General features: G+C 73.2%; 20 protein-coding genes. 10 read left to right on the forward strand and 10 right to left on the reverse strand.

Translation table 11 applies throughout. The annotated features are described in order from the left end of the window. Positions 1-36: 36 nt before the first annotated feature. The 5 genes from ABZU32_RS16355 to ABZU32_RS16375 all read right to left on the reverse strand — a co-directional run bounded on the left by ABZU32_RS16355 (position 37) and on the right by ABZU32_RS16375 (position 8,700). Positions 37-1,152 carry a winged helix DNA-binding domain-containing protein gene (locus ABZU32_RS16355; RefSeq protein WP_354922762.1) on the reverse strand — a complete coding sequence of 372 codons (1,116 nt, stop codon included), beginning with the start codon at positions 1,150-1,152 and terminating at the stop codon, positions 37-39. A gap of 313 nt (positions 1,153-1,465) precedes the next feature. Beyond that, positions 1,466-2,902, reverse strand: a complete 1,437-nt coding sequence (locus tag ABZU32_RS16360; protein ID WP_354922765.1) for a class II fumarate hydratase — start codon at positions 2,900-2,902, stop codon at positions 1,466-1,468. A gap of 15 nt (positions 2,903-2,917) precedes the next feature. Beyond that, positions 2,918-5,614: a serine/threonine-protein kinase gene (locus ABZU32_RS16365; protein ID WP_354922768.1), complete on the reverse strand. Its 2,697-nt coding sequence runs from the start codon at positions 5,612-5,614 to the stop codon at positions 2,918-2,920. Between the two features lie 42 nt (positions 5,615-5,656). Continuing rightward, positions 5,657-7,009: a protein kinase gene (locus ABZU32_RS16370; RefSeq protein ID WP_354922771.1), complete on the reverse strand. Its 1,353-nt coding sequence runs from the start codon at positions 7,007-7,009 to the stop codon at positions 5,657-5,659. A gap of 35 nt (positions 7,010-7,044) precedes the next feature. Next, positions 7,045-8,700 carry a fumarate hydratase gene (locus ABZU32_RS16375; RefSeq protein ID WP_354922774.1) on the reverse strand — a complete coding sequence of 552 codons (1,656 nt, stop codon included), beginning with the start codon at positions 8,698-8,700 and terminating at the stop codon, positions 7,045-7,047. 250 nt (positions 8,701-8,950) lie between these two features. Here ABZU32_RS16375 and ABZU32_RS16380 point away from each other — a divergent pair, with 250 nt between their 5' ends. From ABZU32_RS16380 to iolD, 7 genes are all read left to right on the forward strand, one after another. Next, the gene (locus ABZU32_RS16380) at positions 8,951-9,271 is read left to right on the forward strand and encodes a hypothetical protein (protein ID WP_354922777.1); all 321 of its coding nucleotides are present in this window, start codon (positions 8,951-8,953) and stop codon (positions 9,269-9,271) included. 211 nt (positions 9,272-9,482) lie between these two features. Next, entirely contained in the window at positions 9,483-10,475 is a 993-nt protein-coding gene (locus tag ABZU32_RS16385; protein ID WP_354922780.1) for a Gfo/Idh/MocA family oxidoreductase, read from the forward strand. Then, the gene (locus ABZU32_RS16390) at positions 10,472-11,395 is read left to right on the forward strand and encodes a TIM barrel protein (RefSeq protein ID WP_354922783.1); all 924 of its coding nucleotides are present in this window, start codon (positions 10,472-10,474) and stop codon (positions 11,393-11,395) included. The genes ABZU32_RS16385 and ABZU32_RS16390 overlap by 4 nt, the downstream gene beginning before the upstream one ends. 104 nt (positions 11,396-11,499) lie before the next feature. After that, the gene (gene iolC / locus ABZU32_RS16395; RefSeq protein ID WP_354922990.1) at positions 11,500-12,483 is read left to right on the forward strand and encodes a 5-dehydro-2-deoxygluconokinase; all 984 of its coding nucleotides are present in this window, start codon (positions 11,500-11,502) and stop codon (positions 12,481-12,483) included. Next, complete coding sequence (locus tag ABZU32_RS16400) at positions 12,476-13,357, forward strand: deoxyribose-phosphate aldolase (RefSeq protein WP_354922785.1); 882 nt, start codon at positions 12,476-12,478, stop codon at positions 13,355-13,357. Before iolC ends, ABZU32_RS16400 begins: the two co-directional genes overlap by 8 nt. Further along, positions 13,357-14,229 carry a 5-deoxy-glucuronate isomerase gene (gene iolB, locus ABZU32_RS16405; protein WP_354922788.1) on the forward strand — a complete coding sequence of 291 codons (873 nt, stop codon included), beginning with the start codon at positions 13,357-13,359 and terminating at the stop codon, positions 14,227-14,229. Before ABZU32_RS16400 ends, iolB begins: the two co-directional genes overlap by 1 nt. Then, positions 14,226-16,067 (forward strand): 3D-(3,5/4)-trihydroxycyclohexane-1,2-dione acylhydrolase (decyclizing), encoded by a 1,842-nt coding sequence (iolD, locus tag ABZU32_RS16410; protein ID WP_354922791.1) that lies wholly within the window; start codon positions 14,226-14,228, stop codon positions 16,065-16,067. Before iolB ends, iolD begins: the two co-directional genes overlap by 4 nt. Before the next feature lie 529 nt (positions 16,068-16,596). On the opposite strand, the gene ABZU32_RS16415 is transcribed toward iolD, so the two are convergent. Both ABZU32_RS16415 and ABZU32_RS16420 read right to left on the reverse strand, forming a co-directional pair. Then, complete coding sequence (locus tag ABZU32_RS16415) at positions 16,597-17,961, reverse strand: MFS transporter (protein ID WP_354922794.1); 1,365 nt, start codon at positions 17,959-17,961, stop codon at positions 16,597-16,599. 95 nt (positions 17,962-18,056) lie between these two features. Continuing rightward, entirely contained in the window at positions 18,057-18,458 is a 402-nt protein-coding gene (locus ABZU32_RS16420) for a hypothetical protein (protein WP_354840159.1), read from the reverse strand. A 192-nt stretch (positions 18,459-18,650) separates the two neighbouring features. On the opposite strand from ABZU32_RS16420, the gene ABZU32_RS16425 reads away from it, so the two are divergent. Continuing rightward, complete coding sequence (locus ABZU32_RS16425) at positions 18,651-19,346, forward strand: DUF1707 domain-containing protein (protein WP_354922797.1); 696 nt, start codon at positions 18,651-18,653, stop codon at positions 19,344-19,346. A 44-nt stretch (positions 19,347-19,390) separates the two neighbouring features. Here the strand turns inward: ABZU32_RS16425 and glpX are convergent, their stop codons facing one another. Further along, on the reverse strand, positions 19,391-20,425 hold the full coding sequence (gene glpX, locus ABZU32_RS16430; RefSeq protein ID WP_354922800.1) for a class II fructose-bisphosphatase: 1,035 nt from the start codon (positions 20,423-20,425) through the stop codon (positions 19,391-19,393). 154 nt (positions 20,426-20,579) lie between these two features. On the opposite strand from glpX, the gene ABZU32_RS16435 reads away from it, so the two are divergent. Then, positions 20,580-21,176, forward strand: a complete 597-nt coding sequence (locus ABZU32_RS16435; RefSeq protein ID WP_354922802.1) for a TetR/AcrR family transcriptional regulator — start codon at positions 20,580-20,582, stop codon at positions 21,174-21,176. 58 nt (positions 21,177-21,234) lie between these two features. Continuing rightward, complete coding sequence (locus ABZU32_RS16440; RefSeq protein WP_354922805.1) at positions 21,235-21,777, forward strand: DUF4245 domain-containing protein; 543 nt, start codon at positions 21,235-21,237, stop codon at positions 21,775-21,777. A gap of 129 nt (positions 21,778-21,906) precedes the next feature. On the opposite strand, the gene ABZU32_RS16445 is transcribed toward ABZU32_RS16440, so the two are convergent. Together ABZU32_RS16445 and xseA are read right to left on the reverse strand one after the other, a co-directional pair. Further along, positions 21,907-22,152: an exodeoxyribonuclease VII small subunit gene (locus tag ABZU32_RS16445; protein ID WP_354922808.1), complete on the reverse strand. Its 246-nt coding sequence runs from the start codon at positions 22,150-22,152 to the stop codon at positions 21,907-21,909. A 37-nt stretch (positions 22,153-22,189) separates the two neighbouring features. Then, a complete protein-coding gene (gene xseA / locus ABZU32_RS16450; RefSeq protein WP_354922811.1) occupies positions 22,190-23,401 on the reverse strand; it encodes an exodeoxyribonuclease VII large subunit in 1,212 nt (403 codons plus the stop codon). Positions 23,402-23,427 lie beyond the last annotated feature (26 nt).

Below are 23,427 nucleotides of genomic sequence, written 5' to 3' on the forward strand. Positions count from 1 at the left end.
GACGGGCCGGTGCGCGGAGGTCCACGGTCTAGGAGGTCATGGGGGTGGGGCCAGTTCGATCTCGTGCGGGGCGTCGGGGGCGGAGAAGGCGAGCAGCCGGGCGCCCTCGTCCTGGACGGCGGAGACCTCGCCGGCGGACAGCCGGGTGAACGGCTGGACGACCAGCCGGGCCATGCCCCTCGCGCCCTTGCCGGCCCTGGACTCGGTGATCTTCCAGGAGGCCCGTGCCACGCCGTCGACCAGGACGCTCGCCCGGATGATGCCGTTGACGGTGAACAGCGCGGGACGGTGCTCGGCCGCCACGACCCGGGAGCCGTCGGCGTAGGACAGCAGCAGGTTGTCGAACTCGGGCAGGAACCGCACCGGCGCGGGGACCCCGGGATCGGGGCGCGGGGCGTCCGGCAGGTCGTACAGCGTGGCCCCGCGCTCGTCGCGGAACACCCGCAGCGCGGGCCCCAGCCGGTCGACGACCTCCTGCAGGCGGGTGAGGCCCGACCACTTCTGCACGTCGGCCACCGTCGCCGGCCCGAAGGCCGAGAGGTAGCGCAGGACCATCGCGTCGGGAGCCGCCGACGCCGCCATCGGCCGGCCGAGCCAGGCCTCGGCCGTGGTGACCGTCGGCCGGCCGCTCTTGCCCCAGACGGCGCGGGGCGGCACCTGCACGAGCGGCAGGTGGGTGCGGACGATGTTGAGCAGCGCCTGGCGGTCGAGGCCCGGCCACCGCTCCATGAGCAGGCGGCCCAGCTCGCCGGTGTCGCGCGGCCGCTCTTCGACCAGGGCGCGGCCGAAGGCGACGACCTCCTGGACGTCGAGGGCGGCGAGCTGCCCCGCGTGGGCCGCGCGCAGGGTGCGTTCGAGCATGGGCTGGACCACCGGGCGCAGGGCCAGGCAGTCGGCCGCGCTGACCAGGTGGACCGTGCTGCGCATGAGCGCGAGGCGCACGACGCCGCGGTCGATGAGCAGCTTGGACAGCTCGTCGGGCTGGAAGCCGGAAAGGCGGGTCCACAGCCCGGTGTACGGCGGGAACGGCGCCTGGGCCTGCATGCCGACCAGGCGCTCGACGGCCTCCAGCGCGGTCAGTGAGGCCCGGCGCAGCAGTAGCTGCCGTTCGAGCGTGGCGCGGTTGAGCGCCCTGGTGTCCAGCACCGTCATGACCGACCTCCTCGTGCCGCCGCCTCCTCGGCGACGCGGCCGGCCGGCCCCTGCCGCCCGTCCACACCCCGCACCCTAATCACCCCGACCGACAAATCCGTGACCCTCCGGCGGGGTGGAGCCCCGGGGCCGGAACGACGACCACCCCCACCGACGATCCCGGGCCCTCTGGCGCGGTGGAGCCCAGGGGCCGGAACGGCGCCCCGGGATGCTCGCGGGTCACGACGGTAGGGCGCCCCCGATTCGCTGGTCGCGACGGTACGGCGGCCCGGTTCGCGGTCACGGCGGTACGGCGCCTTGGGCGGTTCGCGGGTCAGGACGGGCCGGGGTCCTCGGGAGCGGGGTCCTCGGGGGTGGTGGGCTGGGGCGGGCGGGTCATGGCGAGGACGTCGAGGGCGGCGTCGAGGGCCTCCTCGGTCAGCTTGCCCGAGGCCACGTGGCCGCGCTCGATCACGACCTCACGGATGGTCCTGCGCTCCTTGAGCGACTGCTTGGCGATGCTCGCCGCCTCCTCGTACCCCAGGTGGCGGTTGAGCGGGGTGACGATGGACGGCGAGGACTCGGCGTACTCGCGAAGCCGCTCGGGGTTGGCGGTGAGCCGGTGGACGCAGCGGTCGGCGAGCAGCCGGGACACGCTGGCCAGCAGCCGCGTGGACTCCAGCACGTTGCGCGCGATCACCGGCATCATCACGTTGAGCTCGAAGTTGCCCGAGGCCCCGGCGAAGGTCACGGCGGTGTCGTTGCCGATGACCTGGGCCGCCACCATGCACACCGCCTCGGGGATCACCGGATTGACCTTGCCTGGCATGATCGACGAGCCCGGCTGGAGGTCCGGCAGGTTGACCTCGCCCAGCCCCGCTCTCGGCCCCGAGCCCATCCAGCGCAGGTCGTTGGCGATCTTGGTGAGGGACACCGCGATCACCTTGAGCTGCCCGGACAGCTCGACAAGGGCGTCACGGGCGCCCTGCGCCTCGAAGTGGTCGCGCGCCTCGGTGAACGGCAGCTCCGTGGCCTCCCGCAGCTTCTCGATCACCTTGGCGGCGAAGCCGGGCGGGGTGTTGATGCCCGTCCCGACCGCCGTCCCGCCCAGGGGCAGCTCGGCGACGCGCGGCAGCGTCGCCCGCAGCCGCGCGATGCCGTTCTCGATCTGCGTCGCGTACCCGCCGAACTCCTGGCCGAGCGTCACGGGCGTGGCGTCCATCAGGTGGGTGCGCCCGGCCTTCACCGTCGTGCCGAACACCTCGGCCTTCTGGCGCAACGCGACGGCCAGATGGTCCAGCGCGGGCATCAGCTCGTAGACCACGTCCACCGTCGCCGCCACGTGGATGGACGAGGGAAACACGTCGTTGGACGACTGCGAGGCGTTGACGTGGTCGTTCGGGTGCACCGGCCGGCCCAGGCGCTTCTCGGCGAGGGTGGCGATCACCTCGTTGGCGTTCATGTTGGACGAGGTGCCCGACCCGGTCTGGAAGACGTCGATCGGGAACTCGTCGTTCCACTCGCCCTCGGCGACGTCGGTGGCCGCCTCGGAGATCGCCTCGGCCATGTCGGGCGTGAGGACGCCCAGCTCGCCGTTCACCTCGGCGGCCACGGCCTTGATCAGCCCGAGCGCCGCGATGTGGGCGGGCTCGAGGCCGCGCCCGGATATCGGGAAGTTCTCCACCGCCCGTTGCGTCTGCGCCCGCCACTTGGCCGCGGCCGGGACTTGCACTTCGCCCATCGAGTCATGTTCGATCCGGAAATCCTCCATGACCCCAGTCTTGCTCTACGAACCCCCGGGCGTGTCCTCGCGGGCCGGTCGGAACGAAGAGAGCACGGCGTCGCGCTGGGCGTGCTGTGCCTGCCAGCGCGCGTCGGGCGCCGACCAGGAGATCGCGTACAGCGAGCCGCCCGGCACCGACACCCAGCGCGACAGCACGCGCGTCGAACCCGTGGCCGAGGTGTAGCGGAACTCCCAGTCGGCCACGTCCGTCCCCGTGTACGGCGCGGGGCGGGTCGCGGCCAGGCGGATGAGCGCGTACCCGGGGTAGGTGCCGGCCGCGAGCGCCCGGGCCTGGGCGGCCTTGGCGGAGTTCAGCACGTCGGCGGAGCCGTCCGCCGACCGGGCGACGCGGACCGCGCGCGCATCGCCGGGGGCGGCGAAGGCGACTCCGGAGCCCTTGGCCACCGCCCGCAGGGGGGCCGGCACGTCGATGGCGAAGCCGGACCTGTCCATGTAGCGGCGCATCCCCGGCGCCGGTGCGGCGCCCTCCCCGGCCTGGCCGGCGGCCGACGACACCTCCTCCGCCGCCGCCCCGGGAGTCGCACCGCCCGCCGTCCCCGGGGACGCGTTGTCACCCGTCCCGGGAGTCGTGCCGTCCGCCGTGGCCGGGGAGGCGCCGTCCCGGGTACTGAGGTCGGCGCCGCCTCCTGGACCGAGCGTCGTGCTCGCGCGCGCATCGACGGCGGTGGCGGGCGCCTGGACGGAACCGGCTCCGGCGGGCGCCTTCGCGCCGCCGGGGCGCGACGGCGAACCGCCGCCGGAGACCGCCGAGGCGACGAGCATGACGATGGTGGCCAGGCCGAGCAGGGCGACGACCACCAGGACGATCATCCCGACGGGGCTGCTGCCCCTCGGCGGCGCGGTGCCCTGGAAGGAGAACAGATCGGTGCCGAGGCCGCTGGGCGGGGTCGCGACGTCCCCGTCCCCGCTCCACGCCCCGCCCGGCCCGGTCGGCGGATGAGAGCCGCCCGGCACACCGGTCCCGCCGGGCACACCGGTCCCGCCCGGTCCGCCCATGAGGCCCGGACCGCCGGGACCGCCGGGACCGCCCGGACCGCCTGACGAGGCGGGGCCACCGAGGCCGCCCGCGCCGTCCGGCGCGCCCATGCCGGCCGAGTACGGCGCCGCCGGTTCGCCGGGTGCGTACGCTCCCGGCCCGGGACGGGCGCCCGGCGCCCGCGAGGCGGGCGGCATCCCGGCCGGGGCGCTACCCGGCCGTCCAGGCGCGGCGCCCGGCGGCCGGCCGGGTCCCCCGGACGCGGGGCCGGGCGGCGGAGAAGCGGGTCCGTGCGGCGGGGACGCGGGGCCGTGCGTCCGGGAGGGGGCGGGGGGCGCGGCGGGAAGCGGGCTGACCACGGTCGCCTGGTCGGCCCCGGCGGCTCCCGCGGGGCCGTCGGACGGCTCGTCCGTCCCGGGAGGCCGCCCAGGGCCGCCAGGGCCGCCAGGGCCGCCAGGGATGCGCAGGCCGCCCTTGGGACGGATGACCATCATGGTCTGGTCGGTGTCCGGCTCACCCTCGGCGGACGCGGCGGCGGCCTGGGCCTTGGGGACGGTGGTCTGCGGGTCGGGGACGGGGGCCTGGACCTTCGGGACGGTGGTCCGCGCGTCCCGCCCCTCGGCGGCGGATGCCTGACCTGTGGCGGAGGAGTCGCGCGGACCGGCGTCCCGTCCCGTGGCGGCGGAGGCCCGCCGGTCGGACTCCGGAGTGGAGGAGGCGGCGGGGCGCGGACCGGAGGGCGAGGCGGCCGGGGACGGCGCCGGAGCGGACGGCGACGTGCCCGAGGTCGATGACGGAGCGGAGGGTGACGCGCCGGGGGAGGGGGTCGGGGTGGGGCGGGATCCGGCGGGGGTGGACGCCGGGGAGGGCGGCGGGGCGGAGGAGGTCTTGGCCACGCGGCGGAGCATGGCGACGGCCAGGTCGAAGCTGAGGCGTTTGGTGTGGTCCTTCTCCAGCAGCCCTTCCAGCGCGGGGCGCAGCGGCCCGGCCTGCGTGGGCGGGTCGGCCTGCTCGGTCATTAAGGCCGCCAGGGTCTCGCTGACCGACTTGCGCTCGTACGCGGGACGTCCCTCGACCGCGAAGTACAGTGTCGCGCCCAGCGACCACAGGTCCGACTCGGGGCCGGTGTGGTCGCCCCTGGCCCGCTCGGGCGCGGTGTAGCCGGGGGAGCCGATGACCATGCCGGTCCTGGTGATGTTGCTGTCGCCCTCGGACTTGGCGATGCCGAAGTCGGTGAGGACGACCCGGCCGGTGTCGGTGAGCAGCACGTTGCTGGGCTTGACGTCGCGGTGCAGGACGCCCTGCTTGTGGGCCGCGCCGAGCGCCCCGAGCAGGTCGAGCCCGATCTCGGCGACGAGCCGTGGCGGCAGCGGGCCCTCCTCGTCGACCACCTGCTCCAGCGACCGGGCTTCGACGAGCTCCATGACGATCCACGGGCTGCCGTCCACCAGGATGGCGTCGTGGACGGTCGCCACCGAGGGATGCACGATCTTGGCGGCGTTGCGCCCCTCGCGGATCATGCGCTCGCGCAGCTCTTCGCGCTGTTCCTTGGTGAGACCCGAGTCGTGCCGGATCTCCTTGACGGCGACGTCACGGCCGAGGAGGCGGTCGTGCGCCCGCCAGACCGTGCCCATCGTCCCCCGCCCGAGGGCGGCGATCAACTCATACCGGTCGGCGAGCAGCCGCCTCTGCTGTTCGGGCATGACTAAGAAGATAGCGATAGTGCCTTGAGCCTTGCTTTCCCCTTACTTACGCATATTTCTCGGCCAAAACCGACGGGGAAGCACCATCCGCACGATATCGGACAGCTGGCGGATCATCTGGCCCACTTCGGGGTTGGCCGGAGCGCGCCGGCGACCGGCCGCGGGGTCCACCGGTTTGCGGTGCACGCCCTCGGCGGGCCTGCGCGGCCCACGCGGCGCAGGCACGGGGGCCGGGCTCTCGGAGGGCCTGTCGGAAGGCGCGGTGAACGCCCGTTCGGGCCGGGCGTCCGCGCGGTGCTGGCCTCGGTGCGCCGTGCGGCGCGGCGAGGTCGACACCCGGCCGCCGCCGTCCCGAGGCCCGTCGCCCTCGCCGGGATCGCCGTTCGGGGAGTCGTGCGGCCCGCCCCGTCGTCCGCCCCGCACGGTGTCGTGCGCGCCCATCGCGGCGTGCGGCGCCTGCGGGCCGCCGGACGACGTCACCGGCGTGCGGCCCGTGCGCTGGGCGGGACCGCCGAGCGGCTCCTCCGCCGAGCCTCCGGCGGCGACGCGCGCCAGCATGAGCGAGGCGCGCATGCCGTCGAGCCGCGCGTCCGGGTCGATCTGCAGCAGGCCGCTCAAGATGGGGGCGAGCGGCCCGGCGCGTTCCATGGGGATCGGCTCGCCGCTGGTGAGCGCGGCCAGCGCGGCGGCGGCCGTGCGGCGTCCGTGCAGGCCCCGGCCCTCCACCGCCGTGTACAAGGTGGCGCCGAGCGACCACAGGTCGCCCGCGGGGCTGGCCCGGTCGCCGAGGACCCGCTCGGGCGCGATGTAGCCGGCCGAGCCGAGCACGATGCCGGCCTGGGTGATGGACGCGTCGCCTTCGAGGGCGGCCAGGCCGAAGTCGGTCAGTACGGCGCGGTCCTCGGTGACCAGGACGTTGCTGGGCTTGACGTCGCGGTGCAGGATGCCCTTGGCGTGCACGGCGCGCAGCGCCCCGAGCACCTGGCGGCCGATCTCGGCCACGCGGCGCGGCGGCAGCGGCCCCTGCTCCTTGACCATCTCCTCCAGAGACTGCGCGCGCAGCAGCTCCATGACGATCCAGGGCCGGTCGTCGTCGGTCACGACGTCGAAGACGGTGATCACCGACGGGTGGGCGACCATGGCGGTCGCCCTGCCCTCGCGTTCGGTGCGGGCGCACAGCTCGGCCCGCAGCTCCTCGTCCAGCACGAGCGGGAGGCGGACCTCCTTGACAGCCACGTCACGGTCCAAAAGGACATCGTGGGCGCGCCAGACCGTGCCCATGCCGCCACGCCCCACCGGCTCCACAAGCCGGTATCGCGAGGCTAGCTCGTATCCGACTGGCGCGCGCATGGGTGGCAGCTTACCGATTTGTTCATCGCCGCCTGTAGAGGCCATGCCGATTCTCTGTTGAGATCTTCGGTCAGATTTGGTCAGGTTCGGCGACCGATCGTGAGCACGGGACCACTGGTGTCCTGGAAGAAGTCGTCACCCTTGTCGTCCACCACGATGAAGGCGGGGAAGTCCTCCACCTCGATCTTCCAGACGGCCTCCATGCCGAGCTCCGGATACTCGATGACCTCGACCTTCTTGATGCAGTCCTGCGCGAGGCGGGCCGCCGGGCCGCCGATGGAGCCGAGGTAGAAGCCGCCGTGCGCCCGGCACGCCTCGGTGACCTGCTTGGAACGGTTCCCCTTGGCCAGCATGACCAGCGAGCCGCCCGCCGCCTGGAAGCGCTCCACGTAGGAGTCCATGCGGCCGGCCGTCGTCGGGCCGAAGGAGCCCGAGGCGTACCCCTCGGGCGTCTTGGCCGGTCCGGCGTAGTAGACCGCGTGGTCCTTGAGGTACTGCGGCATCTCCTCGCCGGCGTCCAGCCGTTCGGCGATCTTGGCGTGCGCGATGTCGCGAGCCACGACCAGCGGGCCGGTCAGGGACAGCCGGGTCTTGACCGGGTACCGCGACAGCTCGGCGAGGATCTCGGCCATCGGCCGGTTCAGGTCGACCGGCACCACGTCGTCCGACAGGTGCTCGTCGGTGGTGTCGGGCAGGAAGCGGGCGGGGTCGGTCTCCAGCTTCTCCAGGAAGACCCCCTCCGGCGTGATCTTGGCCAGGGCCTGCCGGTCGGCGCTGCACGAGACCGCGATGGCCACCGGGCAGGAGGCGCCGTGCCGGGGCAGGCGGATCACCCGAACGTCGTGGCAGAAGTACTTGCCGCCGAACTGGGCGCCGATGCCGAGCCTCTGCGTCAGCTCGAAGACCTTCTTCTCCATCTCAAGGTCGCGGAAGCCGTGGCCGGAGGTCGAGCCCTCGGTGGGGATCGCGTCCAGGTAGCGGGCCGAGGCGTACTTGGCGGTCTTCAGCGCGTACTCGGCGCTCGTGCCGCCCACGACCACGGCCAGGTGGTACGGCGGGCAGGCGGCGGTGCCGAGAGAGCGGATCTTCTCCTCCAGGAACTCCAGCATCCGCTTCTCGTTGAGGACGGCCTTGGTCTCCTGGTACAGGAACGACTTGTTGGCGCTGCCGCCGCCCTTGGCCATGAACAGCAGCTTGTACTCGTCGGGGTGGCCGTGCGGGTCCTCGGCGTACAGCTCGATCTGGGCCGGCAGGTTGCTGCCGGTGTTCTTCTCGTCCCACATGGTCAGCGGGGCCATCTGCGAGTAGCGCAGGTTCAGCTCGGTGTAGGCGTCGTACACGCCGTGCGCGATGTGCTCGGCGTCGGCGCCGTCGGTCAGCACGTGGCGGCCGCGCTTGCCCATCACGATGGCGGTGCCGGTGTCCTGGCACATGGGGAGCACGCCGCCGGCCGAGATGCTCGCGTTCTTCAGCAGGTCGAGGGCCACGAAGCGGTCGTTGCCGCTGGACTCCGGATCGTCGATGATCTTGCGGAGCTGGGCGAGGTGGGACGAGCGCAGATAGTGGGAGATGTCGTGGATCGCGGTCGCGGTCAGCAGCCGGAGCGCCTCCGGGTCCACCTCCAGGAACGTGCGGCCCGCCGCCTCGACCTTGCGCACCCCCTCCGCCGTGATCAGACGGTACTCCGTCTCATCCGGACCCAGCGGGAGAAGGTCGGTGTAGTCGAACTCGGGCATCGCTCGTGCTCCTCCGTAGTGTGGCGTGCTCGCCGCCGTCCTGTTGCAGGGTAAGGCTCTCCGTGGTCGCCCGCCGACCCGGGGCCGCGCCGTGCCGGGGCCCCGGGCGGGGAATCTGTGGTGGCCGGGCCGTGTCACCTGGGGCATTCGTGGGAAGGAGATGACGTCCGCCGGTAGGGCACCCTCCGAAGGTCGATAAGTGCGCGTTCGATAATGGACGTAGGCACGTGTCCGAGATCGGGGGGAAATCATGGACCCGGGCTACATCGTGGTGGTCATCTTCGGCGTGTCGGTGGTCGCGGCCGTCCTGGGCGTCGCGCTCGTCACCATCGTGCTCCGCGGCATCAGGGGCGAGCCGGTCCAGTGGCCGGTGGCCCCCGACGGCCGGGCCCGGCGGCGCGAGATCGAGACGCGGCGGCGCGAGGGCATCGAGAGCGGCGAGGGCGCGGGTCCCCGCGAGGGCGGCGAGCACCCGGAATGGACCGGCAGGGACCTGGCCGGCGACGACCTGCGCCCGGCCGGCGCCCGTGACGAGAAGCACGCCCTGCCGGGGCGGGCGCGGTGGTGGTGAGCCGCGCCACGCCTCCCCTGCGACGGGCCCGGAACTCTTCCACGGGGCTGCCGGGCCCGTCGGCCGTCCGCCCCCCTGGCCTCCCCTCCGGGTGGCCGGCCGCCATGAGGATAGATCGTCCGAATGTCAGGACAAAGTCTTGACTCGCGGCATTCTGATCCTTAGAACTGGGGACGAACCGTCATGAGGTGATCGGAGCGCCGGAGGCAGTATGCGTGTGGGTCTGTTGGGTCTTGGCCGTATCGGCGCGTTCCACGCGATGACGCTGGCCGCCCACCCGGAGGTGGACGAGCTGATCGTGTCCGACGCGGACGAAGTCAGGGCGAAGGAGGTGGCCGGCCGGGTCGGGGCGCTCGTGGGGGACGCCTTCCAGACCGACGCCGTGGTCGTCGCCACCCCGACCTCCACTCACGCCGAGCTGATCCTGCGGGCCTGCGAGGCCGGCGTCCCCGTCTTCTGCGAGAAGCCCGTCGCCCCCACCATCGAGGAGACCGCGCGCGTCCTGCGCGCCGCCGACCGCAGCGGCGTGCTCGTGCACATCGGCTTCCAGCGGCGCTTCGACGCCGGGTACGCCGAGGCCCGCCGAGCGCTGGCCGGCGGCGAGCTCGGCGACCTGCACCGCGTGCACATGCTCACCGCCGACCCGCGCCCCCCGGCCGCCGAGTACATCCCGCTGTCGGGCGGCATCTACCGCGACTGCCACATCCACGACTTCGACATCCTGCGCTGGGTGACCGGCCGCGAGGTCGAGTCGGTCTACGCGACGGGCGCCAACCGCGGCGCCGCGTTCTTCGCCGAGGCGGGCGACGTGGACACCAGCGCCGCCCTGCTCACCCTGGATGACGGCACGCTCGTCACGCTCCAGGGCTCCCGCTACAACGGCGCCGGGTACGACGTCCGCATGGAGCTGGCCGGCACCCGGCGCACCCTCTCGGTCGGCCTGGACGAGCGGCTGCCCCTCGCCTCGGCGGAGCCCGGGGTCGCCTTCCCCGGCGGCGAGCCGTGGCCCGACTTCGGGGCGCGCTTCGAGCCGGCGTACGTGGCCGAGATCGGCGCGTTCCTGGCGAGCGTGCGCGACGGCGGGCCCAGCCTGTGCGGCGTCCGCGACGCGCTCGCGGCGCTGCGCGTCGCCGAGGCGGCCGAGCTGTCGCGCCGTGACGGACGTCCCGTCCGCGTCGCCGAGATCGCCCAGGTGACGGCATGAACGACCCGACCGGAGAGGTGAACGTGAGCCGCACGACGGAGACCGGCCAGGGCGGGGCCCTGCGCATCGCGGGAGCGCCGATCAGCTGGGGCGTGTGCGAGGTGCCCGACTGGGGTCACCAGCTCGACCGCGAGCGCGTCCTCGGCGAGATGCGCGCGCTCGGCCTCACGGCCACCGAACTCGGGCCCGACGGGTTCCTGCCGCCGTCCCCCGGGCACCGCCGCTCGCTGCTGGACTCCTACGGCCTGCGGGCCATCGGCGGTTTCGTCCCGGTCGTGCTGCACGAACCGGCCTACGACCCGGTGCCCGAGGCGAAGGCGATGTTCCGCTCCTTCTCCGAGGGGGACGTGGACACCGTCGTCCTGGCCGCCGCCACCGGCGCCGACGGCTACGACGAACGCCCGGCGCTGGACGCCGAAGGCTGGGCGACGCTGCTCGGCAACCTCGGGCGGCTGCTGTCGGAGGCCGAGCCGTTCGGCCGCGCCGTCACGCTCCACCCGCACGTCGGCACCATGATCGAGACGCGGGACGAGGTCGACCGGGTGCTCGACGGCTCGGCGATGCCGCTCTGCCTGGACACCGGTCACCTTCTCATCGGGGGCACCGACCCGCTCGACCTGGTGTCCAGGGCAGCAGCAAGGGTCGCACACGTGCACCTCAAAGACGTGGACGCCACGCTCGCCGAGCAGGTCCGCACCGGAAAGCTGACCTACACCGACGCCGTCCGCGCCGGCGTCTACCGCCCCCTCGGGCGCGGCGACGTGGACGTGGCCGGCATCGTCGCCGGGCTCGGCGCGGCCGGCTACCAGGGCTGGTACGTCATGGAGCAGGACGTCGTGCTGTCCGGCGAACCCCCGCGGGGAGAAGGCCCCGAGATCGCGGTCCGCGAGAGCCTCGCCTACCTCGCGGCGCTCTCATGACCGAACCCCGTCCCGGGATCGGTCACAGGGTCATGAGCGAACCCCGTCCCGGGATCGGCCAGAGCGTCATGAGCGAACCCCGTCCCGGGATCGGCCAGAGCGTCATGAGCGAACCCCGTCCCGGGATCGCCCACGGCGGGGACGCCTTCGAGGTGCTCACGATGGGCAGGGTCGGCGTCGACATCTACCCGCTCCAGGTCGGCGTGTCGCTGCGCGAGGTGGAGACCTTCGGCAAGTACCTCGGCGGCAGCGCCACCAACGTCGCGGTCGCCGCCGCCCGGCTCGGCCGCAGGGCCGCGGTGATCACCCGCACCGGGGCCGACCCGTTCGGGGCCTTCATCCACGACGCGCTGCGCTCCTACGACGTGGACGACCGGTACGTCACCGAGGTGCCCGGGCTGCCGACGCCGGTGACCTTCTGCGAGATCCGCCCGCCGGAGGACTTCCCGCTGTACTTCTACCGCTTCCCCAAGGCCCCTGACCTGGAGATCCGCGCCGGAGAACTCGACTTCGCCGCCGTCAGGGACGCCGACCTGTTCTGGGCGACGGTCACCGGGCTGTCCCAGGAGCCGTCCAGGAGCGCCCACTTCGCCGCCTGGGAGGCGCGCGGCCGGGCGCCGCTGACCGTCCTGGACCTGGACTACCGCCCCATGTTCTGGGAGTCGGCGCGGGCCGCGGGAGAATGGGTGCGCAAGGCGTTGCGGCACGTCACGGTGGCCGTGGGCAACCTGGAGGAGTGCGAGGTCGCCACCGGCGCCCGCGAGCCGCGCGAGGCCGCCAGGGCGCTGCTCGACATGGGCGTCGAGGTCGCCGTCGTCAAGCAGGGCTCCGGCGGCGTGCTCGGCATGACGGCGGAGCGCACCGTGGAGGTCCCGCCCGTGCCCGTCGAGGTCGTCAACGGGCTCGGCGCCGGCGACGCGTTCGGCGGCGCGCTCTGCGACGGCCTGCTCGCCGGGCGTGACCTGGAACAGACCCTCCGGTACGCCAACGCGGCCGGGGCCATCGTGGCCGGACGCCTCGCCTGCGCCCCGGCCATGCCCACAGTCAAGGAGGTCGAGGCCGTGCTCTCGGGGGAAGCCCATGCGTGACGAGGACCGCAGGAGCCTGGCGGAGTACCGCGCCAGGCATCCGGAGAAGATCGCGCAGGCCGCGGCCGAACGCCGCCGTAGGCCGTTGCTGCGCGACCGCGGCCAGCTGCTCATCATCGCCGCCGACCACGCCGCCCGCGGCGCGCTCAGCGTTCGGGGCCGCCCGATGGCCATTGCCAGCCGCGTCGACCTGCTCGACCGGCTGTGCGCGGCCCTGGCCCGCCCCGGGGTGGACGGCCTGCTCGCCACCCCCGACATCGTCGAGGACCTGCTGCTGCTCGGCGCGCTCCACGACAAGGTCGTCATCGGCTCGATGAACCGCGGCGGCATCCACGGCAGCGCCTTCGAGTTCGACGACCGCTTCACCGCCTACGACACCGACTCCATCGTGCGGATGCGGCTCGACGGCGGCAAGATGCTGTGCCGCGTCGGGCTGCGCTCGCCCGAGACCGCCGTCACGCTCGAATCGTGCGCGCGCGCCGTCACGAGCCTGGCCGGACAGGGCCTGATGGCGATGATCGAGCCGTTCTGGTCCCACCGGGACGAGGGCGTGGTCCACCACGACCTGTCGCCGGAGGGCATGATCCACGCCATCCACGTCGGCCAGGCGCTCGGCGCCACCTCCGCGCACACCTGGCTGAAGATCCCGGTGATCGCCGACATGGAGCAGGTCATGGACGCCACCACCCTTCCCACCCTGCTGCTCGGCGGCGATCCCACCAAGGCGCCCGACGAGGTGTACTCCTCGTGGGGCAAGGCGCTGCGCCTTCCCGGCGTCCGGGGGCTCGTGGTCGGGCGCGCCCTGCTCTACCCTCCTGACGACGACGTGGCGGCGGCCGTCGACACCGCCGCCGGGCTGCTGGAGGTGTCCTGATGTCCTACATCCCCGCCGGCTCGACCGCCGCCGCTCCCTGGGCGCTGCGCGTGACGCCCGAGCTCGCGGGATGGACCTACGCCGGGTTGCGCGCGCTCAACCTGTCCGGCGAGACCGTCGAGTTCACCACCGGCCCGGAGGAGATGCTCGTCCTGCCGCTTTCCGGGTCGTGCACGGTCGAGTGCGACGGAGAGCGCCTTTCGCTCCACGGCCGCCCGTCGGTGTTCGAGGGCGTCTCCGACTTCGCCTACGTGCCCGTGGAGGCGACCGTCCGCGTCACCGGGGAGGGCCGGTTCGCCCTGCCGTCCGCCCGCGCCACCCGGCGGCTCCCGGTGCGGTACGGGCCCGCGGGCAAGGTGCCGGTGGAGGTCCGGGGGGCCGGGCAGGCCAGCCGGCAGGTCAACAACTTCTGCGCGCCGGACGCGTTCGAGTGCGACAAGCTCGTCGCCGTCGAGGTCCTCACCCCCGAGGGCAACTGGTCGTCCTACCCTCCGCACAAGCACGACACCCCCGGCGAGGGCGAGGCGGTGCTGGAGGAGATCTACTACTTCGAGGGCGGCCCCGGCTACCAGCGGGTGTACGGCTCGCCGGGCAAGCCCATCGACGTGCTCGCCGAGGTCGGCTGCGGAGACGTCGTGCTCGTCCCGCACGGCTACCACGGCCCGTCGATGGCCGCCCCCGGCTACGACCTGTACTACCTGAACGTCCTGGCCGGCCCGGCCGGCGAGCGGTCCATGGCCTTCTGCGACGACCCCCGCCACGCCTGGATCCGCGCCGGCTGGCAGGGGCAGGCCGTGGACCCCCGCGTCCCCATGACCACGGCCACCGCGAACGGCCCCGACGGCACGAGCGAGACGGAGACCCCGGCATGACGACGATACGGCTCACCGTCGCCCAGGCGCTGGTGCGGTTCCTCGCCGAGCAGTGGAGCGAGCGCGACGGCGTCGAACAGCGGCTCATCGAGGGCTGTTTCGGCATCTTCGGCCACGGCAACGTCGCCGGCGTCGGGCAGGCCCTCGCCGAACAGGGAGGCGGGCTGCGCGACCCGCTGCCCTACTACCTGGCCAGGAACGAGCAGGCCATGGTGCACACGGCCGTGGGCTTCGCCAAGGCGCGCAACCGCCTGTCGGCCTTCGCCTGCACCTCCTCGATCGGCCCAGGCGCGACCAACATGGTCACCGGCGCCGCGCTGGCCACGATCAACCGCATCCCCGTGCTCCTGCTGCCCGGCGACATCTTCGCCACCCGCGCCGCCGGCGCCGTCCTGCAGGAGCTGGAAGACCCCCGCTCCTACGACGTCAGCGTCAACGACTGCCTGCGGCCCGTGTCGCGCTTCTTCGACCGGATCAACCGGCCCGAGCAGCTCCCCGCCGCCCTCATGGCCGCCATGCGCGTGCTCACCGACCCCGCCGAGACCGGCGCCGTCACCATCGCCCTGCCACAGGACGTCCAGGCCGAGGCCCACGACTGGCCGGTCGAGCTGTTCCGCAGGCGCGTCTGGCACGTCGCCCGGCCCCTGCCCGACTCCGCCGCCGTCGAGCGCGCCGTGGAGGCGATCAAGGCGTCGCGGCGGCCGGTCATCGTCGCGGGCGGCGGCGTCGTCTACAGCGAGGCATGGGACGAGCTGGCGCGGTTCGCCGAGGAGCACGGCATCCCGGTCGGGGAGACCCAGGCCGGCAAGGGCGTCCTGCCCTATGACCACCCGCGCGCGCTCGGCGCCATCGGGCACACCGGCACGGCCGCCGCCAACGCCATCGCCCGCGACGCCGACCTGGTCATCGGCGTCGGCACCCGGTACACCGACTTCACCACGGCCTCGCGCACGCTGTTCGGGGACGTGCCCTTCGTCAACCTCAACGTCACCGCCTTCGACGCCGCCAAGCACTCCGCCGTCATGCTCGTCGGCGACGCCCGCGAAGGGCTGGCCGTCCTGGACCTCGCCGGCTGGAAGGCCGACCCGTCATGGACGTCCCGGGCCGCCGAGCTGGGGCGCGAATGGCAGGACGAGGTCGCGAAGCTGTACGCGGGCGACGAGCTCACCCAGCCGGTCATGCTCGGCGTCGTCAACCAGGTCGCCGGCGCCGACGGGGTGGTCGTCAACGCCGCCGGCTCCATGCCCGGCGACCTGCACAAACTGTGGCGGGCCCGCGACCCGAAGGCCTACCACGTCGAGTACGGCTACTCCTGCATGGGCTACGAGATCGCCGGCGGCCTCGGCGTCAAGCTCGCCGCTCCGGAGCGCGAGGTGTTCGTCCTGGTCGGCGACGGGTCGTACCTCATGATGGCCCAGGAGATCGCCACGGCCGTGCAGGAGGGCGTCAAGCTCGTCATCGTGATCGTGGACAACCACGGCTTCGCCTCCATCGGCGGCCTGTCGGAGTCGGTGGGCGCGCGGCGGCTGGGCACGGCCTACCGGGCGCGGTCGGCGGACGGCCGGCTGGAGGGCGACTTCCTGCCCGTCGACCTGGCGGCCAACGCGGCCAGCCTCGGCGCGGACGTCCTTCGCGCCTCCGACCCCGATTCGCTGCGCGTCGCCCTCACCAAGGCCCGCGAGGCGACCGGCACCACCGTCGTCCACGTCGAGACCGTCCCCGGCCCCTCCCCGCGGACCACCGCCTGGTGGGACGTCCCCATCGCCGAGATCTCCACCACCCCCGAACTCCACAAACGCTACGAACACCAAAAACGCACCCAACGCCCCTACCTGTAACCCCCTCATCACCCTCGCCCCCACCACAAACCCCCACACCCCGTCCGCCACTCACGGCCTCCATCGGGGCGCCGCGGCGGCGAGTCGCAGTACGGCGAAGCCGGCGCCCTGCTACGGGGCTGCACACCCGTCCGCCACTCACGGCCTTCATCGGGGCGCCGCGGCGGCGAGTCGCAGTACGGCGAAGCCGGCGCCCTGCTACGGGGCTGCACGCGCCCTGTCCGCCACTCACGGCCTCCATCGGGGCGCCGCAGCGGCGAGTCGCAGTACGGCGAAGCCGGCGCCCTACTACGGGGCTGCACACCCGTCCGCCACTCACGGCCTCCATCGGGGCGCCGCGGCGGCGGGCCGCAGTACGGCGAAGCCGGCGCCCTGCTACGGGGCGCAACAGGCACAGCTTCGTCCGAAGGTCGCCGGGTGTCCCGCCGTACTTCGGCGCCGATACCGCCGACCACCTTCCCCCCGCGTCGGCGCCGACGAGCGACACCGGTGACCAGGCGGGGGAATGCGCCGGCGGGCCTGGGGTTGATCAGGCTTCGGTGGGTCCGGTGCGTCCGGTGGGTCCGGGTCGGGTGGGTTGGGGGGCCGGATGGGAGGCTTTGGGGTGGAAGCCTCGGGCGAGGGCGATGATGGCGGTGGCGAGGATCAGGGGGGCGGCGAAGGCGATCTGGTAGTCGGCGGCCTCGGCGATGCCGCCGACGAGGGCGGCTCCCACGATGAAACCGACGTAGTTGAACATGTTGACCCGGGCGATGGCGACGCCCGTGCCCGCCGGGTCCAGCCGTCCGGCGGCCGAGAAGGATTGCGGGGCCACCACCGACAGGCCGACCCCGGCGAGGCCGAAAGCCACGATGGCCAGCGGCTGGTCGGGCGCGGCGACGATCCCGGCGAAGCCGAGCGCGGCGAGCGCGCCGCCGATGCGGACGATCGCCGCGGGTCCGTACCGTCGCACGGCGAAGTCGCCGCCGACGCGCACGACGAAGGTGGCCGCCTGGTAGGCCCCGAGCGCCAGCGGCACGACGGCCGCCGTCGCATGCATGATCTTCTCCATGTAGACGGAGCCGAAGTTCGAGATCGACGCGTCGCCCACGTACAGGAAGGCCATCGCCAGGCACAACGGCAGGATCGGCCCCCACGGCACCCGCACCCCGCCCGCGGCCCGCGCGCGCCCGTTCCCCGCCACGGCGGCGGGGACGACGTCCGTGACCGGTACGGCGGGGACGGCGTCCCTGACCGGTACCGCGGCGGGGAAGGCGTCAGCGCCCGCCACGGTGACCGGCGTGGCATCGGCCGCCGGACCGGTGTCGCCTGCCGGTGTGGCGACGTGTTCTTCTTCGGCCGTGAACAGGGTGCGGCCGGCGATCAGGGCGATGGCGACGCCGACGACCATGGCGACGGTGAAGATGGCCGGCAGGGTCAGCCGCATGGCGCCTCCCACCGACGCCCACCCGGCCCCGACGACCGCCGCCGCGCTCCACAGGGCGTGGAAACCGGTGAGGATGGGGCGGCCGTACCTGCGCTCGGCCGTGACCGCCTGCATGTTCATGCCGGCGTCGACGGCGCCGAGACACAGGCCGAACAGCACGTTGGCCGCGACGAGCTGCGGCACGTCGGCCGCCAGGCCGGCGCACACCACGGCGAGTCCCGCCGCCGGCTGGGCGGCGCGCAGCACCCGGCGGCTGCCGTACCGCTTGGCGATCTCGCCGGCGAGCACGCTGCCGACGCCCGCGATCACGGGGACCACCAGCAGGAGGATCGACAGTTCGCCGTCGCTCAGGTGGTGTTTCTGCTGTAGCTGGGCCACCTGGGTGAGCAGAGTGGCGAAGGTCAGACCCTGGACGAAGAAGACCGCGAAGGTGGAAAGGCGCGCACGCCGGTCACGGGGGGTGGGCACTGCGGCTCCGGAAGAACATGAGGAGGGTTCAAGATTGGCCAAGGCTACGGTCGCGCCCCCCGCCGGTCAATGGTCTGTTGACGCCGCTCCAGAGGTCAGGGCCACACCCGGTCGGTCACGGGGGTGTCGGGGGACGGCGAGATGCGCACCGCTCGCGTCTCCTGCACCGAGAACTCGTCCACCACGTGCCGGTTGTGTACCAGGAAGCCGACGAGCCCGGCGACGGCCTGCACACCCTGGTCGGCGCGGGCGTGGCCGGTCAGCAGGTAGATGTAGGGAGCGGAGAGCTTGTCCAGCAAGAAACGGCTGCCGTGCCGGTGGACGTCCTTCAGGGCCTTGATGGGGATGGGGCGGCGGGAGGTGAACCACACGGCGACGTCCCACATGGGGACCTCAGGCTCCTGCGTGGCCGCGTCCTCGTAACAGGCGACGCAGCCCCGGCGGGCGTCCTGCCCGTGGGGGCACGCCCAGAAGGCGGCATCGTCCCGGTTGTTCACGGTTTCGGCTCCTTCGTGGACGGGTCGGCGGTCATCACGGGCGGCCGCCAATGGAGCAAGGCGGCCTGAACAGGGCCGAGGTACGATTCTGACTGATCTCACGGCTCAATGTGCTTTTCCCCGGCCGTGTTCCTCCAGGTGACCTGTGGTGAGGGGTAGGTCCGGGGTCGGCTCGGGAGTTAGTGTCGAGGCGTGGAAGCCGAGCGCGGAGCGCACTACGACCGTTGGAACGGCCGCTGGCAGCAGCAGGGGGCTCCCGTGCTGCGGCAACTGCTGGCGGGTTTCATCGCCGCCGGCCGGTCCAACGCCGGCGGGCCCGCGCCCCAGGAACTCAGGGCGTCCGACGACGACCGCGAACGCGTGGTCACCGTGCTGCGCGACGCCGTCGCCGACGGCAGGCTCACCCACGACGAGCACGAGGAGCGCGTCGAGGCGGTGTTCGCCGCCCGCACGCTCGGCGAGCTGGCCGTCCTCACCGCCGACCTGCTGCCCGAGCACCTGCAGCCGCTGCGCGCCGACGGGCGTCCGGTGATGGCGCTGTTCCGCTCCGAACAGCGCGAGGGCCGCTGGGTGGTCCCCTCGCACTACTCGGTCACGGCCGTCGGCAGCGGCGTCACGCTGGACCTGTGCGAGGCGCTGCTGCAGAGCAGCCACATCACCGTGCAGGCCACCGTCGTCGGCGCCACGCTCACGCTGATCGTCCCCGAGGGCGTGCGGGTGGTCATCCCGGCCTCGGCGGTCGTCGGCGGGAAGCGGAACCAGGTGCCCGAGACGACCGCGCTGGACGCGCCCGTCATCGAGGTCACCGGCGTGATCATGATGGGCAACGTCGTGGCCAAGTCGCCCAGGCCGCCGAGACGCGGCTGGGCGCGCCGCCGCAGGCCGTAGCGCCGCCGCAGGCCGTAGCGCGGCGGACGGCGGGCGGCCGGTGATCAGGTGGCGGTGTCGAAGTTGATCGCGCTGTAGGCCCGGAGCTTCCAGAGCTGGTGCTCGCTCTCGACCTTGCGCACCGTGCCCGACCTGCCGCGCATGACCAGCGAGTAGGTGACGGCGACCCCGCCGCGATAGCGGACCCCGCCCATCAGCTCGCCGTCGGTGATGCCCGAGGCGGCGAAGAACACATCGTCGGAGGTCACCAGGTCGTCGGTGGTGAGCACGCGGTTCAGGTCGTGCCCGGCCTCCAGCGCCCGGCGGCGCTCGTCGTCGTCCCGCGGCCACAGCTTGCCCTGGATCACCCCGCCCAGGCACTTCAGGGCGCAGGCCGCGATGATGCCCTCGGGGGTGCCGCCGACGCCGAGCATCAGGTCGACGCCGGTGTCCCGGCGGGCCGCCATGATCGCGCCGGCCACGTCGCCGTCGGTGATGAACTTGATGCGGGCCCCGGTGTCGCGGACCTCCTTGGCCAGCCGCTCGTGCCGGGGCCGGTCGAGGAGGACCACCGTGACGTCCGACCGCGAGCAGCCCTTGGCCCGGGCGACGGCGGCGACGTTCGCGGCCACGGGCGCGTCGATGTCCACCGCGTCGGCGGCCTCCGGGCCGGTCACCAGCTTGTCCATGTAGAACACCGCCGATGGGTCGTACATCGACCCGCGCGGGCTCACCGCGATCACCGAGATCGCGTTCGGCATGCCTAGTGCGGTCAGCCGCGTGCCGTCGATCGGGTCGACCGCCACGTCGCACTCGGCGCCGCTGCCGTCGCCCACCCGCTCGCCGTTGTAAAGCATCGGCGCGTTGTCCTTCTCGCCCTCGCCGATGACCACGGTGCCGTCCATGGAGACGGTGTTGATGAGCTGGCGCATCGCGTTGACCGCCGCGCCGTCGGCGCCGTTCTTGTCCCCTCGGCCGACCCAGCGGGCCCCGGCCATCGCGGCGGCCTCGGTCACGCGGACCAGCTCAAGGGCCAGGTTGCGATCGGGCGCGCGCTCCTCGGTGGCCAGCGCGGCGGGTACGGACGTCTCTTCCGACATGGTGCGAGCCCCTCTGAGTTGGATGATGGCGATCGGGACGCCCTGTAGTGGACCTACCAGGTTCCCCGCCGTCTAATCCAGGCGTCGTGATGCGGACGCCGTCACGATCGTAGTTGTCCCCCTTCGGCGGCCGACGGAGGGATACTGTCACCGCATGAGCAGCGACACGGAACGACCGGTGACTGTGCGCACCTCCGAACGCGGCGCCGCCACGCGAGGCGCGCTCCTGGACGCCGCCAGAGAGATCTTCGTCACACGGGGCTTCGCCGACGCGGGGGTCATCGATGTCGTCTCCCGCGCGGGGGCCAGTGTCGGCAGCCTCTATCACCACTTCTCCGGCAAGGCCGATCTCTACCTGACCCTGTTCGAGGAGTTCCAGGGCCGTCAGACGCAGCGCACCAAGCAGGCCGTCCAGGCCGCCCGCGGCGACGGCGAGACCGACCCGATGCGGCTGTTCATCTCCGGCGCCCGCGCCTATCTGGAGGGCTGCTTCGACGAGCGCGAACTGGCCGCGCTGTTCCTGCGCGGGGACGGGCCGCCCGGCTTCGAGGTGATCATGCGCGACCGCATGCGCCAATGGGCGCGCCGCAACGCCGCCCTCTTCGAGGAGGACAAGGGCCCCCTGGTCATCGTGGTGACCGGCGCCCTGGCCGCCGCGGTGTCGGAGGTCGTGCTCTCGCAGGACGTCGCCGCGGCGCGGAAGTTCTCCGAGGAGGTCCTGGCGATCATCGGGCAGATCCCGCGCCCGTAGTCCGCGCCGCGCGGGCTGAGTCGGGGGGCGCCCGCCGCGGCCGGTATTCTCCCTGGCTGTGCGCCGATTCACCCAAGGGTTCTACGGGTACGCGTTCGCCGTGCTCTTCTGCCTGGCGATCGTGGGCATCTTCCTGCTCATAGCGCCCCAGAGCCGCGAAGAGCACATCCCGCGGGTGGACTACACGATCACCGTCGCCAACCTCCGCCGCGTCGCCCCGTATGAGGTGCGGGTGCCCGACCCGGTGCCGGCCGGCTGGGTGCCCAACAGCTCCGAGGTCGACCAGAAGGGGCACGTCACCTGGCGGCTGGGGTTCGCCACCGCCAAGCGCTCGCACGCCCTGCTCGCCCAGAGCGACGAGCCCGGCCAGGCGTTCGCGAGCCGGCTGGCCAACACCGACAAGAGCACGGGAAGCCGGCAGATCGGCGGCCAGACCTGGCAGGAGCGCTACCGCCCGGACAAGAAGCAGCGCTCGCTCGTGCTCGTCCAGCCGGGCGTGACCGTCGTGGTCACCGGTCTGGCCGACTGGGACGAGCTGACACAGCTCGCGGGCTCCCTCAAGGCGCAACCCAAGATCACCGCCACCCCCACGGCGAGCTGAGCCCTTCCTCGAAAGGGCGGCCGAACCCCGCCTCGGAAGGCGAGCTGATCCCTGCGGCGGAAGGGAAGCCGGACCCCGCCTCGGGAGGCGAGCCGAGCCCTGCCTCAGAAGGGGAGCCGAGCCCTCGCCTCAGAAGGGGGTGTTCTCCGCCTCTGCCTGGGACTCGGGGGCCTCGCGACGGGCCATGGCCGCGGCCAGCCTGACCCGCGCGCCCTGCAGCCACTCCTCGCAGATGGCGGCGAGCTTCTCGCCCCGTTCCCACAGCTCGATCGACTGCTCCAGGGTGAGGCCGCCGGCCTCCAGGCGCCGCACGACCTCGGTCAGCTCCTCGCGGGCCTGCTCGTACGACGGCGTCCCGTCTTTCTCCTCAGCCACGGGTCCCACCCTATGGGCATCCGGACCCGCCGGCCGGTCAGGTGGCGGGCTTGTCCACGGTGACCTCGACCCGGCCGTCGGAGAAGCGCAGGCTCAGCCCGTCTCCGGACGTCAGGCCCGCCGCCTGCCGTACGACGTCGCCGGAGGGCAGTTGCACGATGGCGTAGCCCCGTTCGAGCGTCGCGGCGGGCGACAGCGCGACGAGGCGGGCCCGCAGGTGCTCCAGGGAGTCCTCGGCCCGGTCGAGGGAGGAGGTGAGGCAGCGGCGCGCCCGGTCGCGAAGGCCCTCCACCTGCTCCGCCCGGCGCTCGACCTCGCGGACCGGGTCGGCCAGCGAGGGACGGGACCGCAGTGCCGCCACCCAGGACAGCTCGCGGTCGAGCCGGCCGCCCACCACGCGCCGCCCCCGGTCGCGGAGCTGGCGCACCAGGGCGAGCTGCTCGCCGACGTCCGGGACGACCTTCTTGGCGGCGTCGGTCGGCGTCGAGGCGCGCACGTCGGCGACCAGGTCCACCAGGGGATTGTCCTGCTCGTGGCCGATGGCGCTCACCACCGGCGTGCGGCAGGCGGAGACGGCGCGCACCAGAGACTCGTCGGAGAACGGCAGCAGGTCCTCAAGGGAGCCGCCGCCCCGCGCGATGATGATCACGTCGATCTCGCGGTCCAGGTCGAACCTGCGCAGTGCCTCGGTGACCTCGCCCACGGCGTACGGCCCCTGGACGGCGACGGCCTCGACCTTGAACCGCACGGCGGGCCAGCGGCGGCGGGCGTTCTCCAGCACGTCGCGCTCGGCCGCCGAGTCGCGCCCGCAGATCAGGCCGATGGTGCCGGGCAGGAAGGGCAGGCGGCGCTTGCGCTCGGCGTTGGCCAGGCCCTCGGCGACGATGACCTGCCGCAGCCGCTCGAGCCGGGCCAGCAGCTCGCCGATGCCCACGGGACGGATCTCCAGGGCGGTGAACGCGAAGGAGCCCCGGTTGACCCAGAAGTCCGGTTTGACGAGCACAACGACCCGTGCGCCGTCCACCGGCCGGGGGACGGTCGCCTCGTAGACGTTGCGCGGGCAGGTCACGCGCGCCGACACGTTGGCCACCGGATCGCGCAAGGTCAGGAACACCGTGCCGCCACGCGACGACAGCTCGGTGATCTGCCCCTCGGCCCACACGGTGCCGAGCTTGCCGATCCACTGGGCCACCATCTGCAGCACCGACCGGATCGGCAGTGGCTGCTCGGGTGAGGTCTTGGCCGTCATGCGGGCAGCCTACAAACCGTCCTTGG

Origin of the sequence: Sphaerisporangium sp. NPDC005288 (assembly GCF_040607475.1) — a bacterium.
Taxonomy (GTDB): domain Bacteria; phylum Actinomycetota; class Actinomycetes; order Streptosporangiales; family Streptosporangiaceae; genus Sphaerisporangium; species Sphaerisporangium rhizosphaerae.